The following is a 16,216-nucleotide window of genomic DNA, read 5'->3' as shown; positions in this document are numbered from 1 at the left end:
AAAACGCCTTGTCTATTTGACAGGGCGTTCTTTTTTCGCTTTTAATTTCGCAAGTTCTTTCTGAATGCTCAGATGTAGTTTCTTACTTGCGATGATATATAATATGTCGTTTGTCTGTATCTCAAAATTACCATCAGGCACGTACAACTTGTCGTCTCTTACAACCGCATTAATATTGGATTGTCTCGGTAGACCAAGTTCATGTATTTTTTTATTTGCCCATGGTGATCCTAATTTTACAAGGTATTCACGTATATCAACTTCTGTAACTTCGCTTGCAACCATATCAAAGTGGTAAGGACTTGTATGTGCCTCTCCTTTATTAAGTCCGAGTTTATTCGCAAGAGGGACAAGTGTCATACCTTGCAGTAATGCGCTTAGTAACACGACAAAGAAGACGACGTTAAAGATAATTTCTGAATTTTCAACTTCTGCTAACAGTGCATATGTTGCAAGAATAATTGGTACTGCACCCCGTAATCCTGCCCATGAGATAAAGGTAAGTTCTTTCTTCGATAGATCCGTCCAGAAGAGTGTTAGCCAGACACTTATAGGCCTTGCCACGAACATCAGGACGATTGCGATGAGTAATCCTTGAATCATTATGCCTGGCAGCTGACTAGGGAATACGAGTAATCCTAATAGTATAAACATTGTCATCTGAGCCATCCATGCAAAGCTTTCGCCGAATCTGATGATATTTGCACGGTAGCTGAGCGGATGGTTACCTAAATATAATGCAAAGACATATACAGCAAGGAGTCCACTGACTTTCAGTGGAGAAGATAGTCCGTATGTAAGAAAGGCTAAAGTAAGTGCAAGGATAGGATAGAGTCCAGTCGCTTCAAGCTCTACAAAGTTTATGAGTTTAACTGTAATATATCCGATGAGCAGGCCTAGTAATGCGCCGCCTACCATTTGCCATACAAATAGTAATGCACTTGTTAGAAGTGATGCATCTGGCATTGTTAGTAGATTGATCATCGTAACAGTTAAAAATAACGCCATAGGGTCATTTGTTCCAGATTCAACCTCAAGTATGCTTTTAATCTTCTGTTTAATTTGCTTGTTACCAAGAATACTGAATACAGCAGCAGCATCCGTAGATCCGACAATGGCTCCAAATAACAGCCCCTGTTTCCAGGATAAATCTAATATAAAAACTGTGGCTACACCTACAATGAAACTTGTAATGAGAACACCGATTGTTGCTAGTATAGATGCATAAGAGATTGCATTTTTCACCGTTAATTTAGTTGTTTGAATACCACCATCGAACAGAATGATGACAAGTGCGATTGTTCCAATAAGTTGTGCGAGGAAAGCATTATCAAACATAATGAATGAATTCAGTGCCATACCTACAGCGAGAAAGACGATTAATGAGGGAAGTCCGAGTTTACTGGATAATGTTGTGGTCATGACTGCAGTAAAAAGTAGCAAACCAAGAATTAAAATAATAATTTCAGTATTAATGAGATCACTCCTAAATGATATTTCATAATAATTATATCAAAAATTCAAATTATTATGAAATATCATTCACTATAAAAGAGCCAGGAACAACGTAATGTGTCCTGGCTACAATAAATATACTATTTATTCGCATCAGAGAAAGCTTTTGCGATATCGATTAATTTCTTCGGAGCATCTTCTACAGCCATATGTACTTCAATAAAGTGCATGTGGTCTTTGTCTGCTTTAACGCTGTCCATAACTGTCTTTAATTCATTTGAAGTCTTAGCATCGTGGACTTTAACGGTGTCTTTACCACCAAATACTTCTGGTAACTGTTTGTAGTTCCACATCTGGATGTCATTGTATGGTTCTTCCATACCATGTATCAGACGTTCAACAGTATAGCCATCGTTATTGATTACGAAGATAATCGGCTTAATGTCTTTTCTGATCATCGTAGATAGGGCCTGAACAGTTAATTGTAATGAACCGTCACCGATGAGCAGAATATTACGTCTATTCACATCAGCAAGCTGGGAACCTAATAGAGATGGGAATGTATAGCCGATAGATCCCCATAACGGCTGACCGATAAATTGATTCCCTTTATATAAAGATAGATCATAAGCACCAAAGAATGATGTGCCTTGCTCTGCAAGTAAAATATCATCTTTTTCTAAGAATGCATTCATCATTTTGAAGTAGTTGCTTTGTGTTAAAGGTGCGTCGTTCAACTCATACTTCATATCCGAACGTTGATATGATGGGTAGTGTGTTTCATTCTTGTAGTCGATGCTGTTCAATCCGTTTACTAGATCAATCAGCGAGACATTATCGCTTATCACATCCTCAGCTTTAAAGTCATTATGGTTAATATAGATAATATTATTAGTATCGAATTTGTATGAGAAACCTGCTGTTGCAGAGTCTGTCAGTTTTGCACCGATATTTAAGATGACATCTGCATTATCCACATACTCACGCACATTTTCTTTCGCAATCTTACCGTCATAAATCCCTAGGTAATGCTCATTTTCTTCATTAAATGCAGATTTACCAAGAGAAAGCTGTGCAACAGGTATATTTGTTTGATTTACGAACTGCTCTAGCTGTTCATGTAGTTTAAAGCTGTTGATCTCATGTCCCGCTATAATTACAGGTTGTTTTGCAGACATGAGCTTCTCCTCTACCGCCTGGATATATGCATCAACATTTTGTGACTTATGTGTATATACTTTAGGTGCATGGGGAATCTCAATTTCTGTCAAAGCAACATCTATTGGTAGGTGTATGTGTACAGGACGCTTTTCTTTGAGCGCGCTATGAATGACGCGGTCAATCTCACCCACTGCATTGTCGACAGAAAGTATTGTTGTCGTCGCAGTGATATGTGCATACATTTTCGAATAGGAATCGAAAATACCTTCACCAAGTGAATGATGGACGTAGCGTCCCTCTTGTTGAGCGACAGATGAAGGACCGCCCGAAATTTTTATGACAGGCACACGTTCAGCATAACTTCCAGCAATTCCGTTTACGGCACTTAGTTCTCCTACGCCAAATGTTGTACTTACTGCTGCAAGTCCGTTAACTCTCGCATAGCCGTCAGCAGCATAGGCTGCATTGAGTTCATTTGTATTGCCTATCCATTCGACACTGTCATGACGAATGACATCGTCAAGGAATGCTAACGTAAAGTCACCTGGTACTCCAAAAATTTTATCGACACCGTTAACATGAAGTGCATCGATTAAGTATTGACCGATTCTTTGTTTCATATCTCTCATCCTTTCTTTAGTAACAATTTAAATATATAGCTAAAATAATATTAAGTCAACTGCATTGACCTATTTGTTGTAATCTTAATTTTTCACTGTATAATATAAGTAATACGTTGAAGGGATAGAGACAATGTATATGGATAAAGACTATGAACATATGTTATTTTACTTTGCATATAAGACGTTCATTGGAGCAGCAGATGAAATTATTGAACAACACGGTATGTTAAGACAGCATCATCGATTTCTGTTTTTTATTTGTAAGAAACCAGGGATAACTATGAAAGAATTGCTGACAGTACTTGAGATTTCTAAGCAAGGTTCACAAAGTACACTGAAAGTATTAAAAGAAAAAGTGCTGATTACTGAACAACCATCACCCCAGGATAAACGTCTGAAAGAACTCTATCCTACTGATCAAGGGATACAGCTGATAGATACGTTAAACGAAGCACAGCGTCATCTATTTGAAACAACTTTTAAAGAGGCTGGTAACCAGTGGATTGATGTGATGGAGTCATTAGCAGAAATGAGACCAGGATTCTCATTGATAAAGGAAGAGGGACAATAATGGAAATAATTGAATCAATACAAAATCAGAAGATCAAACAGATAGCTAAACTGCATAACAGGAAAGATAGAAAGAAAATGCAGCAGTTTATAATTGAAGGAGAACATCTCGTTGAAGAGGCAGTAAACAGTAATGTTGATATTGAAATAATCCTTACTGTTAATCCGGATAAATTGACAGAAGCTATGGTTGCAGGTAGCAAACAACAGTATGAAATCACTTTTAAAGTTGCTGAGAAGTTATCTCAGACAGAAGCACCTCAAGGAATATACGCCGTATGCAATATGAAAGATGGGAAAGACGCTGAACTGAACCGTGTTATTTATTTAGACCGTATTCAGGATCCTGGGAACGTTGGAACGATTATTCGTACAGCTGATGCAGCAGGGTTGGACGCCGTTATTATAGCAAAAGGGACTGTTGATATTTATAACGACAAAGTTCTGCGTGCATCTCAAGGTAGTGTGTTTCATATACCGGTCATTGAGATGGATTTTGATGAAGCAAGCTCAAAGTCTAACGGTACAATCTATGGTACGAGTTTAGAGAAGGCACGTGATTATAAAGAAGTCATACCAAGTGATAATTTTATGATTGTATTAGGAAATGAAGGGCAAGGTGTGAACCCTGAAATACTATCCGCTACAGATGAAAATTTATATATACCCATTTATGGTAGGGCTGAAAGTCTGAACGTTGCCGTTTGTGCAGGAATATTGATGTATCATTTTGTGAAGTAGAACCGGGTAATCGGTTCTACTTTTTTATTGCAATTAAATGGGTCGTAAAGTAATTTTTGAAGTGATTAACAAACGGAGAAAACGTAATAGTGAGATTGTCATAGTAAAAGTTTCTCGTAAAAATGCTTTCGTTTTTTTTACAGTAATAAAACACATCAATTTAATGATGTGTTTTATTATTTGAGTTATTTTCTTTTACGTGAACGATATAGTATCAATGCACCAACAATGAGTACAACAATTGCAGCTACCATCAAGGGTTTGCTAGCTGCTTCACCTGATTCAGGTAGCGTGTTTGTGCTTGATTTCATGCTCATAGGTTCTGCTTTTACAGGAGCTGATAAGTTGTCGACAAATCCGCTAGCAAGCGAGTCCTTAATATCATTAGTTCCAATTTTATTATTGAGTGTGGCGAGTTTTTGATTTCCTTCCTGAAGATGGTCGTGAAGGAGGTCGAAAACTTTTCCGTTATATTCATGCTGTGTAAATTGGCCGGCATCTTTTAAAGATGAGAGATCATTTAATCTTGATTGATATTTCTGAGTAAGCTCATCTGTGTTAAAATCATGTGCCAGCAGGTCGTCAAAGTTAAAATGTAAGCGATCTGTCTGATTCAGATAGTTGCTTAGTGTCTCATTAAGTATTTTAAGTACTTTGGTTTTATATTCTAACTCGCTGATTTCCTGTTTATACTTTAAAGTTTCTAATTTTAATAGTGTATCGATATTTTCTCTATTCAGCCATTTATCAGAAAGAGAGATTGCTTTCCCGTCTATTTCAGGTGAAATATTATTTAGATTGATGTGTTGTTTCTCGGCGCTGCTCTTTTCGGTATCATCTAAAGGTGCTGTTACACTATTTTTAGGCACTTCATTAAAGTTTACTGCACTTTCTGATGATTTAACTTCCTGAAGTTGAGTTGAAATTGTATCACGCACTTTTGCTGAGTCATCTCTTAAGGTTTGAATCTCTTCTTTTTTTATTTTAGTTTTCTCAGTCACTTTATCACGTACTTCTGCTGCATCATCTCTTAAGGTTTGGATCTCTTCTTTTTTTATTTTAGCTTCCTCAGTTATTGTATTAACATTCTCCTTAATTTCGCTTTTGCTTGATTCGATTTGAGGCTTAATTAAATCGATTTTTGAAGTTTCGGATGTATTAGCAAATGCTTGTGCAGGAACGATAAAGAAGGAAGTTGCAAATACCATCGTCAAAATTTTTTTATTTTTCATGATAAGACTCCTTAGTTAATATATTTTAGTATAATAAATAATAATAAGGTACTTAATTTAAATGATAATACATATGACAATTTTTATCTATATTTTTACTTAAAGTTTTTCTGATATATTGATTTATGTATATACACACTATGATCTATGGACTTGAATAACGTGCATACATTCTATATAATTAAAATAATGAAATACATCGCCGTTTATCAGCCGGGATATGTATGTGTTGTCAAGAGAGTTTCACATTGGTGAGAGTGAAATCTTCAGATACCTATCTTTTCAGCTGACAGGCAGTCTAATAAGAAGTTAGACCGGTTGTTCCGTTATCGCTTAATGAGCTGTGTGCATATGCACAAATTTGGGTGGTACCGCGGAGTCTTTCGTCCCTTGTATAGGGAATGAAGGCTTTTTTTATTGTTTAAAATTAAGGAGGAAGAACATGGAACTTAAAGAAAGATTACAGGCGTTAAAGTCTGAGGCAGTAGACAAAGTAAGTCAGATTACAGATAAGAAAGCATTACAAGATATCAAAGTTTCTTACATCGGTAAAAAAGGTGTGATCACTGGTCTGATGAAAGAGATGAAATCTCTGCCAAACGAAGAGAAACCGATGTTTGGTCAGCTTGTTAATGATGCCAAACAAACCGTAGAAAGTGCAATTGCAGAAGTTGAAGTTCGTATTGAAGCGGAACTTGTGAACAAACGACTTGAAAGTGAAACAATAGATATTACTTTACCAGGTAAAAAGTTAAGTTCAGGGAGCAGTCATCCGCTCGACCGTATCGTTGAGGATATTGAAGATTTATTCATCGGTTTGGGCTATGAAATTGTAGAAGGATTCGAAGTAGAAAGCGATCATTATAACTTTGAAGCGTTAAATCTTCCAAAATCTCATCCTGCACGTGATATGCAGGATAGTTTCTACATTTCTGAAGAAGTATTAATGCGTACGCATACATCTCCTGTTCAAGCTCGTACGTTGGAATCACGTAAAGGTGAAGGACCTGTAAAAATTATTTGTCCAGGTAAAGTCTACCGTCGTGATTCTGATGATGCGACGCATTCACATCAGTTTACACAAATCGAAGGATTAGTTGTTGATGAGAATATTAAAATGAGCGACCTTAAAGGAACGCTTGAATACTTTGCGAAGAAGATGTTCGGTGAAGATCGTGAGATTCGTCTGCGTCCAAGTTTCTTCCCGTTTACTGAGCCTTCTGTAGAAGTGGATATTTCATGCTTCAAATGTAAAGGTAAAGGCTGCAACGTTTGTAAAGGGACAGGATGGATTGAAATTCTCGGTGCCGGTATGGTACATCCGAATGTTTTAGAGATGGCTGGTTTTGATTCTAATAAATATTCTGGATTCGCATTCGGTATGGGACCAGATCGTATTGCGATGTTAAAGTATGGTATTGAAGATATTCGTCATTTCTATACGAACGATCTAAGATTTATTCGTCAGTTTTTACGTTTAGAAGATGGAGGAGAACCGAATGTTAGTAAGTAAAGAATGGTTAGATGAATATGTAAAAGTTGATGTTTCGGTAGAAGCGCTTGCTGAGAAGATTACAAGAAGCGGAATTGAGATTGAAGAAATTATCGATTATACAAAAGATATTAAGAACTTAGTGGTTGGACATGTAGAATCGATCGAGAAGCATCCTGATGCAGATAAATTAAATGTCTGCCAGGTGAATGTTGGCGAAGAAGTGAAACAAATTGTCTGTGGTGCACCGAACGTCGCAGCTGGTCAGACAGTAATCGTCTGCTTACCTGGTGGACGTCTGCCTGGTGGTGTTAAGATAAAAAAAGCGAAACTACGCGGAGTAGAATCTAACGGTATGATTTGTTCGTTAGGTGAACTAGGTATCTCTTCAAACTTGATTCCAGAAGCGTACGAAAAAGGGATATACGTATTTGAAGAAGCTATCGCGCCAGGTACAGATGCACTTGCTGCATTATCGCTAGATGATGCCGTGATGGAATTCGGTCTAACACCTAATCGAAGCGACTGTATGAGCATGATTGGTTCTGCATTTGAGACAAGTGCATTATATGAAGAACCATTGAAGCTACCTGCAACGCATATTAATGAAACGAGTGAACAAGTATCAGACTTAATCAGTATTGAAATTGAAGAAGCGACGTTATCACCGTATTATGCTGCACGTATCGTGAAGAACGTAAAGATCGGACCTTCACCTGCACATATTCAAGGCCGCTTAATTAAAGCGGGTATCCGCCCGATTAATAACGTTGTTGACGTATCGAATTACGTTATGCTGGAATATGGACAGCCGCTGCATATGTTTGACTATGATAAGATTGGCAGCACAACGATTAAAGTTCGTCCAGCAACTGATGGCGAAAAGATGACAACATTAGACGATAAAGAGCGCACATTAACTGCAGAAGATATCGTGATTACAAACGGTACAACACCAGTAGCGCTTGCTGGGGTGATGGGAGGAGATTTCTCTGAAGTAACGGATAGTACAGTGAATGTACTGATTGAGTCTGCGATGTTTGCGCCGCTAAACATACGTAAAACTGCGAACCGTCTGAACTTGCGCTCTGAATCATCAAGTCGCTTTGAAAAAGGTGTTGCAGCAGAATTTGTACTTGATGCATTAGACCGTGCAGCGTATCTCCTGCAGGAAAATGCGCAAGGAGAAGTATTAAGTGGTGTTGCTTCAGCTGGAGCATTACCAGAGTTTACAACGAACGTTCAAATTACAACGGATGATATTAATCGATTGATTGGATTTGATATCTCTAATACAGAAATTAAAAACATATTCGAACGTCTTGGCTTTGAAACGAAGATAGATGGTGATTCATTCAACGTCATCGTACCATCTCGTCGTGGTGACATTACTATTAAAGAAGATTTAGTCGAAGAAGTTGCGCGTATTTATGGTTATGATGCACTACCTGCGACATTACCAGAAACGAAGACGAACAAACAAGTAGGACTGACTGATTATCAGGCGAAACGTCGTGCAGTGAAGGCGTTGCTTCAAGGGTTAGGATTAAATCAGGCAATCACCTATGCACTTGTCTCAAATGAAAAATCGAAACAGTTCGCACTAAAAGAAGCTGAAACGACAGCGCTCTTAATGCCGATGAGTGAAGATCATGCAGTGCTACGTCAATCATTATTGCCTCACTTAATTGATGTCGTAAGCTATAATAATGCACGTCAAATGAAAGATGTCGCGTTCTATGAAATTGGAAATACATTCTTTAAACAAGAAGACTTATTACCTTCAGAAGAAGAACATGTTGCTGGGATTATTACTGGACTTGTCACACCAACGATGCATCAAGGGAAAAAGGAGCAAGTTGACTTTTTCCATGTGAAAGGGATAGTGGAGGCGTTAAGTGAAAGATTAGGTCTAGTGTTCCGATATGTTAGAAGTGATGAGCCGATGTTGCATCCTGGTCGCAGTGCAGATATCTATGTGAATGAAACGAAGATCGGCATCATTGGTCAATTGCACCCGACAGTAGAGAAAGCAAATGACTTAAAGGAAACGTATGTGTTTGAATTAGATTTAAAAGTCTTGCTTTCAATTCAGCAAGGTCAGATTATCTACAATATGATTCCGAAGTTCCCTGGAACTAGCCGTGATATCGCACTTGAAGTTGAACGTAAACAGGATACGGGCGAACTGATTGCAGAAATTCTTAAAGTGGATTCTAAGTACTTGAAGTCAGCTGAAGTATTCGACGTATACGAAGGTGAGCATATTGCACAGGATAAGAAATCGGTAGCGATTCGAATGGAATTCCTGAATCCGGAACAGACGCTGACAGATGAAGAGATTAAACCGATATACGATGCGGTTATTGAAAGATTAGAGTCAATTGGCGCTAAACTTAGAGGTTAAAAAATAAGCTGACAATCGTCAGCTTATTTTTTTATGAGCTTCAATGCTTTTTCTCTGTTTTTAAAGTCTTTTTTCGTTATCGTATCTAAATAATCAAGGCCTCTAAGTTTAATAATTTTTGCAGCTTCAGCATCTACTTTAGCGCCTGCTCCTTTTGTGATTGAGATGCCGGTTTCTTTAATTATTTGTTCGAAATGTTTTACAAACGCATATCTTGCAATAATGGAGCTTGCGGCGATGGCAATCGCTTTGGATTCGCCTTTCGTTTCGAACTTAGTTTTATTGCGCTCAGGTATTGCGCTGAGTGCATAATTTTCATATACACCTTGAACTGCAAACTGGTCGATTACAATGTAATCCACAGGTTCATCTATTTTGTTCAGCACGTTTTTAATCGCTTCATTATGCAGCACCGCCTTCATCTTAACTTGTGACCAGCCCATCTGTTTACGTTCATTATATTTGATGTTATCTAGGACGAGTAGTGAATGTGGGATTATCGGGATGATTTGTTCTGCAAGTTCTATAATTTGTCTGTCTTTGAGATTCTTAGAGTCCATGACACCAAGCACTTTCAGAATTTCAGCATTTTTCTTTGATACATAGCTCGCGACAACGGTCATCGGTCCGAAGTAATCCCCAGAACCTGCTTCATCGCTACCGATACAGTTGAAATGATCATACTGGATACTTTCAATGGATACGTTATGCTTAGAGGTAGAATTACTGTCTGGAAGTTGCTGAGTGAGTTGAATACCAGCTTTAGAAAGAATTTGTTCACCGATTACTTCACTATTTGAACCTTGAATCATCAACTTATTGGAGTTGTAGAGTGTTACTGTATGACCGGATAGTTTTGTTCGATATTTTGTACCTTGTGGAAGGCTTGTAGTACTGGGTACAGGTAATATATCTTCTATTCTTTTTGCTTGTTCAGCATTTAATAGGTATACTTTATTGCTCATTTTTGCCTGCTTTCTTACATGATAGTATGTTTTTATTGTTAATTATCCTATAAAAATGGTAACATAAACTAAAATAAATGACGATGTCGGAGTGTTGATATGGGAGAGTTTAAGAATCGTATTACTGTAAACATATATGATCAGTTCTATACTATTCTCGGCGAAGAAGAGCCGAGCCATATCCGTCACGTTGCGAGTCTTGTTGATGAACGTATTCGGGAGATTGCGAAGTACAATGCAGGTCTCGACACTTCACGAAAGGCTGTGCTTGCAGCAGTTAACGTGATGGATGATTATGTGAAACTAAAGAAAGAACACGATTTACTGTTAGATAAGTTGAATCGTCTAGAGGGTAATAACAGTCATGATTAATATTTTATTGATATTCTTTTTGTGTCTAGGAACGATTATCGGTTTTAGAAGAGGATTGATCTTACAATCACTACATTTGATCGGTACACTCGGATCGTTCATTATTGCACAGCTATTTTATAAGGACCTGGCACAAAAGCTCGTGCTTATGATTCCGTTTCCATCGACAGAAGGAAATTATGAGTCGAAGTTTTTGAATATGATCACTAATGAAATGACATTTTATAACGTTGTAAGTTTTGTAATATTATTTTTATTGAGTAAGGTAATCCTTCAATTTATTGCAACTGTTTTTGATTATATTGCACAGTTACCATTACTGAAACAGTTCAATCGTTTGTTTGGAGCGATATTAGGATTTATTGAGTCGCATCTTCTCATATTTATCGTGCTATTTCTATTGTCAATGATTCCGATAACAGCAATACAAACGAAATTAGAAGGAAGCATTATTGCAAATTTAATTGCGAACCATACCCCGGTATTAAGTAATTTTGCGAAACATCTGTTTGAATATGCAGGGTTTATCATTTAATAAAGTCATAGGCTACTTGTCTATGGCTTTTATTTTGGAGGGTATTATGAGTATTACAAAAAAAGATTATATAAAGCAGTTAGAACGTATTGCGACATTACTTGAACTTTCAGCTGAGAATCCATTCAAAGTTTCTGCATATCGTAAAGCAGCAGCGAATCTAGAGACATTCGAAGACGACATCAACGCAGTATCTGATTTCACACAAATTAAAGGCATCGGTAAAGGTGTTGCTGAAGTGCTGGAAGATATTAGAGCTCATCATGAATCATCGCTACTTAAAACGTTAAAGGAACAAGTTCCTGAAGGATTTATACAGATGCTGAAGATTCGTAATCTAGGTGCTAAAAAGATTGTGAAGATTAATGATGCTCTTGGAATTACAACTGTCGATGAATTAAAAGCGGCGTGTCTGAATAATGAAATCAGTGCCCTTGCGGGATTTGGTAAAAAGTCTGAAGAGAATATACTGTCAGGTATAGAAGAAATGTTAACGATGACAGAGAAACTCAGTATTTATCAAGTGCATCAGTTTACGCAGATGATTGATGCAGCGCTCGCTCAAATTGAGGAAATCAACCGTTTCAGTGTAGCTGGCAGCTTTAGACGCCGCAATGAATTTTCGAAGGATATTGACTATATTGTTGAAACAAGTGATCGTGAAACTGTAAAAGCACAGTTAACAGCACTACCTTTTATCAAGAAAGTTGAACTTGCTGGTGATGAGAAAGTTACGATACAGGCTGAAAGAGAAGATTTAATTACGACGGTTGATTTCAGGTTTACAGATTCCGACGGCTATGCGCATATGTTACAGCATTTCACTGGGAGTAAGGAACATAACATTAGAATTCGTCAGCTTGCAAAAGAAAGAAATGAGAAGATAAGTGAATATGGCATTACAACTGATGATGGAAATCTGATTCAGATGCAATCAGAAGCTGAAATTTATCAACATTTTGATCAAACATTTATTCCTCCTGAAATGCGCCAGGACGGTTCCGAATTTGAATTTAAAGAATTTGGTGAGATTATTCAGCCTGAAGACATTCGTGGTGATATACATATGCATACTACATATAGTGATGGTGCGCATACGTTAGAACAGATGATCGAAGCATGTATCGCTAAAGGATACGAATATATGATGATTACGGATCACTCGAAAAGTTTACATGTCGCAAATGGATTGTCAGAAGAACGTTTGTTAGAACAGCATGCACGTATTAAAGCCTTGAATGAACAATATTCAGAAATTGATATTTATTCAGGCGTTGAGATGGATATACTAGCAGATGGTGAAATGGATTACAGCAATGATGTACTAGCACAGCTTGACTATTGTATCGGTGCTATTCATCAGTCGTTGAATCAAAGTGAAGATGAGATTATGAAACGCCTGATCAATGCCTGTAACAACCCATACGTCAGACATATTGCTCATCCAACGGGCAGGTTGATTGGTCGCCGTAATGGTTATCATGTAAACATGTCAAAGCTCATCGAAACTGCACAGAAGACAAATACCATCCTTGAAATTAACGCGCATCCGATGCGTCTTGACTTATCGAGTGACGTATTAAAGCAATACTCAGATATTAAACTTGTGATCAATACAGACGCGCATGCAATCGATCAGCTTGATTTAATGAAATATGGTGTGAGTACAGCAATAAAAGGCTATGTGAAAAAAGAACAGGTAATAAATACTTTGCCACGTGAAGCCTTTAAATCTTGGATACAGAATGGGAAGTAATCATATGAATAAAAAAGCATTAAATATATTAGAATATAACAAAATTATTGAGCGTGTTGACGCATTTACTCAAAATGAACTTTCAAGCCAAAAAGTGAGGATGACACAACCTATCAGCGACAAAGCTGAAATAGATAGCATGCTTGCACATCTTGAAGAAGCACGTCTAATAGAAATGACACAAACAGAACCTGGCATGAGTATGCTGAGCGATATTCAGTCGCTCGTACGCCGTGCAGTAATCGGATCAGTACTTTCGGTTGTTGAATTAAATAAAATTAAGAACAATATTAAAGTCGTCAATCGTTATAAAACATATATCGCGAACTTATATGAAGAGCGTGAACTGGAAATTCCGGTGACATATCATAAGTTCCAAAAGTTACCTCAAGTGACGGAACTTGCTGAAAGTATACAGTCTAAGTGTGATGAAACGACATTGTTTGACCATGCGTCTCCAAAACTCTCGGAGATACGTCAAGAGATGAACCGTATCAACCGTCGTATAAAAGAGCGATTAGAAAGCATCGTTCGCAGCTCGAATAACCAGAAGAAGTTATCAGATGCGATTGTGACGATTCGTAATGGACGACAAGTAATTCCGGTGCGCAGTGAATATAAACAGGATTTTCCTGGTATCGTTCATGATACATCGAGTAGCGGCCAGACATTTTACATTGAACCTAACAGTATTGTACAGTTATCAACAGAACTGAGTGCAGTAACGCATCGTGAACAAGAAGAAGTTGAGCGTATTCTGTATGAACTGATGAATGAAGTCGCAGAATATGATAATGCACTGACATATTCGATGGATGTGTTATCTGATTTAGACGTACTTATGGCTAAAGCGAAATATGGAAACCGTAACAAGATGGTCATGCCGAATGTTGTAAAAGCACGTACTGTAGATTTACCAGGGGCATGGCATCCATTATTACCAGCTCATACGGTCGTAAAAAATAATATTAGTTTTATCGGTGACACACAGACCGTCATCATTACTGGACCAAATACAGGTGGTAAGACAGTAACATTAAAAACAACTGGGCTGATTATCTTGATGACACAAAGTGGTATGATGATACCTGCTGCTGAAGGTGCAGCGATCAGTATCTTTGATGAAGTATTCTGTGATATCGGAGATGAACAGTCAATTGAGCAGTCACTGTCAACGTTCTCAAGCCATATGACAAATATTGTATCGATATTAACAGATATGACAAGTAACAGTTTCGTTATGTTTGATGAACTTGGTGCAGGAACAGATCCGAGTGAAGGTGCAGCACTGGCGATGAGTATATTAGATAAGTGTCTCGAGCAGAACATTATGACGATGGCGACAACGCATTATCCAGAACTCAAAGCTTATAGTTATAATCGTGATCGTGTTATGAATGCGAGCGTGGAGTTTGACATTGAAACATTAAGTCCAACTTATCGCTTGCTGATGGGAGTACCAGGTAAAAGTAATGCGTTTGATATCGCGAAGAAGTTAGGACTGAGTCCTTCGATCATAAAGCATGCACGACAAATGATTCAAATGGATGATGTTGAGATAGATAATATGATCAAAAGCTTAGAAAGTAATGCAAAGCAGATGGAAGATGATCGCATCTTCACAGAACAGCTGAAGTTAGAAGTTCAGTCATTGCATAGTGACTTAAAGAAGAACTTTGATAGTTATTTAGCACAAAAAGAAAACTTAATTGAACGTGCGAAACAAGATGCGAATAAGATTGTTAAAGATGCTGAAAAAGAAGCGGATGAACTATTAAAAACATTACGTAACTTAAAATCAAATGCAGATATAAAAGAAAACGAATTGATTGAAAAACGTTCAAAACTCGGTAAAATGTATCATGAAACAAAGATTAAAGCAGATAAAAAATCAACGAAGAATGAAGTGATAGAAAAAGGTGACCACGTAAAAGTGTTAAGCTACGGTCAAAAAGGAGTCATTCTTGACGTAGATGGCAAGGAAGCAATTGTACAGATGGGAATTATCAAGATGAAATTACCGCTTGATGAACTCGAAAAAGAAGCACCGCCTAAAGAGGATAAGATTCGTGTAGTACCGCGAAGTAATCGTCAGACAATTAAGATGGAACTGGACCTGCGCGGTGAACGCTATGAAGATGCACTAATAAAACTAGAGCAATATCTGGATCAGGCGCTTCTCAGTAATTATGAACAGGTGACAATCATTCACGGTAAAGGGACCGGTGCCCTTCAAAAAGGAGTGCAACAATATTTAAGACGTTCAAAAGCTGTATCAAGTTTCCGTGGAGGTACACCTTCAGAAGGTGGATTTGGCGTTACAGTTGCTGAACTGAAGTAAGGAGGAGCTATGGATAATTTCGATATGTATAAGCTCGCAAAGGTGCTGATTGTAATTTCAGTACTGATGCTTTTAGGTGGCATCATTTATTTATTTGTAGTTTAATAAATGAGCAAAAGGAATGACCATCAGATATTTATTTGATATACTCCTTTTATAAATGAAATAGATATGGAGGAATAAATTATGGCTTTAATTAATGCAACTGATAGTAACTTTGAAGATAATATTAAAGAAGGTGTGACTTTAGTAGACTTCTGGGCACCTTGGTGTGGGCCTTGTAAAATGATTGCACCTGTATTAGAAGATTTAGCAAAAGACATCGAAGGTAAAGCAAACATCGTTAAAGTTGATGTTGATGAAAACCAGGCAACAGCAGCTAAATTTGAAGTGATGAGCATCCCAACTTTAATCGTATTTAAAGATGGTCAAGCAGTAGACAAAGTTGTAGGGTTCCAACCTAAAGAACAATTACAAGCTGTGCTTGCGAAACATTACTAATCAATAATACTTGCGGGCGGGACTCTAGTCTCTGCCCTTTTTTTTATGACTGAATGAATGTGTGG

At 37.6% G+C, this 16,216-nt stretch carries 13 protein-coding genes; 9 read left to right on the top strand and 4 right to left on the bottom strand.

The window, feature by feature from the left end; translation table 11 throughout:
- Positions 1-12: 12 nt before the first annotated feature.
- The gene (locus tag KYI10_07250; GenBank protein ID QYA33931.2) at positions 13-1,461 is read right to left on the bottom strand and encodes a potassium/proton antiporter; all 1,449 of its coding nucleotides are present in this window, start codon (positions 1,459-1,461) and stop codon (positions 13-15) included.
- Between the two features lie 134 nt (positions 1,462-1,595).
- Positions 1,596-3,236: an alpha-keto acid decarboxylase family protein gene (locus tag KYI10_07245; protein QYA32186.1), complete on the bottom strand. Its 1,641-nt coding sequence runs from the start codon at positions 3,234-3,236 to the stop codon at positions 1,596-1,598.
- A 133-nt stretch (positions 3,237-3,369) separates the two neighbouring features.
- Between KYI10_07245 and KYI10_07240 the strand changes: the two genes are divergently transcribed.
- Entirely contained in the window at positions 3,370-3,810 is a 441-nt protein-coding gene (locus tag KYI10_07240; GenBank protein ID QYA32185.1) for a helix-turn-helix domain-containing protein, read from the top strand.
- Complete coding sequence (locus KYI10_07235; protein QYA32184.1) at positions 3,810-4,550, top strand: RNA methyltransferase; 741 nt, start codon at positions 3,810-3,812, stop codon at positions 4,548-4,550. Before KYI10_07240 ends, KYI10_07235 begins: the two co-directional genes overlap by 1 nt.
- 185 nt (positions 4,551-4,735) lie before the next feature.
- On the opposite strand, the gene KYI10_07230 is transcribed toward KYI10_07235, so the two are convergent.
- Positions 4,736-5,782 (bottom strand): LPXTG cell wall anchor domain-containing protein, encoded by a 1,047-nt coding sequence (locus KYI10_07230; protein ID QYA32183.1) that lies wholly within the window; start codon positions 5,780-5,782, stop codon positions 4,736-4,738.
- 442 nt (positions 5,783-6,224) lie between these two features.
- Between KYI10_07230 and pheS the strand changes: the two genes are divergently transcribed.
- The gene (gene pheS, locus KYI10_07225; GenBank protein ID QYA32182.1) at positions 6,225-7,295 is read left to right on the top strand and encodes a phenylalanine--tRNA ligase subunit alpha; all 1,071 of its coding nucleotides are present in this window, start codon (positions 6,225-6,227) and stop codon (positions 7,293-7,295) included.
- The gene (gene pheT, locus KYI10_07220; protein ID QYA32181.1) at positions 7,282-9,681 is read left to right on the top strand and encodes a phenylalanine--tRNA ligase subunit beta; all 2,400 of its coding nucleotides are present in this window, start codon (positions 7,282-7,284) and stop codon (positions 9,679-9,681) included. Before pheS ends, pheT begins: the two co-directional genes overlap by 14 nt.
- A gap of 23 nt (positions 9,682-9,704) precedes the next feature.
- Here pheT and rnhC read toward each other — a convergent pair whose 3' ends face one another.
- Positions 9,705-10,646, bottom strand: a complete 942-nt coding sequence (rnhC, locus tag KYI10_07215; protein QYA32180.1) for a ribonuclease HIII — start codon at positions 10,644-10,646, stop codon at positions 9,705-9,707.
- Between the two features lie 99 nt (positions 10,647-10,745).
- Here rnhC and zapA point away from each other — a divergent pair, with 99 nt between their 5' ends.
- From zapA to trxA, 5 genes are all read left to right on the top strand, one after another.
- Positions 10,746-11,018 (top strand): cell division protein ZapA, encoded by a 273-nt coding sequence (gene zapA / locus KYI10_07210; protein ID QYA32179.1) that lies wholly within the window; start codon positions 10,746-10,748, stop codon positions 11,016-11,018.
- Positions 11,011-11,553: a CvpA family protein gene (locus tag KYI10_07205; GenBank protein ID QYA32178.1), complete on the top strand. Its 543-nt coding sequence runs from the start codon at positions 11,011-11,013 to the stop codon at positions 11,551-11,553. Before zapA ends, KYI10_07205 begins: the two co-directional genes overlap by 8 nt.
- 52 nt (positions 11,554-11,605) lie before the next feature.
- The gene (gene polX / locus KYI10_07200; protein QYA32177.2) at positions 11,606-13,309 is read left to right on the top strand and encodes a DNA polymerase/3'-5' exonuclease PolX; all 1,704 of its coding nucleotides are present in this window, start codon (positions 11,606-11,608) and stop codon (positions 13,307-13,309) included.
- A 4-nt stretch (positions 13,310-13,313) separates the two neighbouring features.
- Positions 13,314-15,650, top strand: coding sequence for an endonuclease MutS2 (locus KYI10_07195; GenBank protein QYA32176.1), 2,337 nt, complete (start codon positions 13,314-13,316; stop codon positions 15,648-15,650).
- A gap of 186 nt (positions 15,651-15,836) precedes the next feature.
- Positions 15,837-16,151, top strand: a complete 315-nt coding sequence (gene trxA / locus KYI10_07190; GenBank protein ID QYA32175.1) for a thioredoxin — start codon at positions 15,837-15,839, stop codon at positions 16,149-16,151.
- The last annotated feature ends 65 nt before the right edge of the window (positions 16,152-16,216 follow it).

The sequence above is a fragment of the Macrococcus sp. 19Msa1099 genome (assembly GCA_019357535.2).
Taxonomy (GTDB): Bacteria; Bacillota; Bacilli; order Staphylococcales; family Staphylococcaceae; genus Macrococcoides; species Macrococcoides psychrotolerans.
Note: the sequence above shows the minus strand (reverse complement) of the source record. Positions and strands in the feature narration are given on the sequence as shown.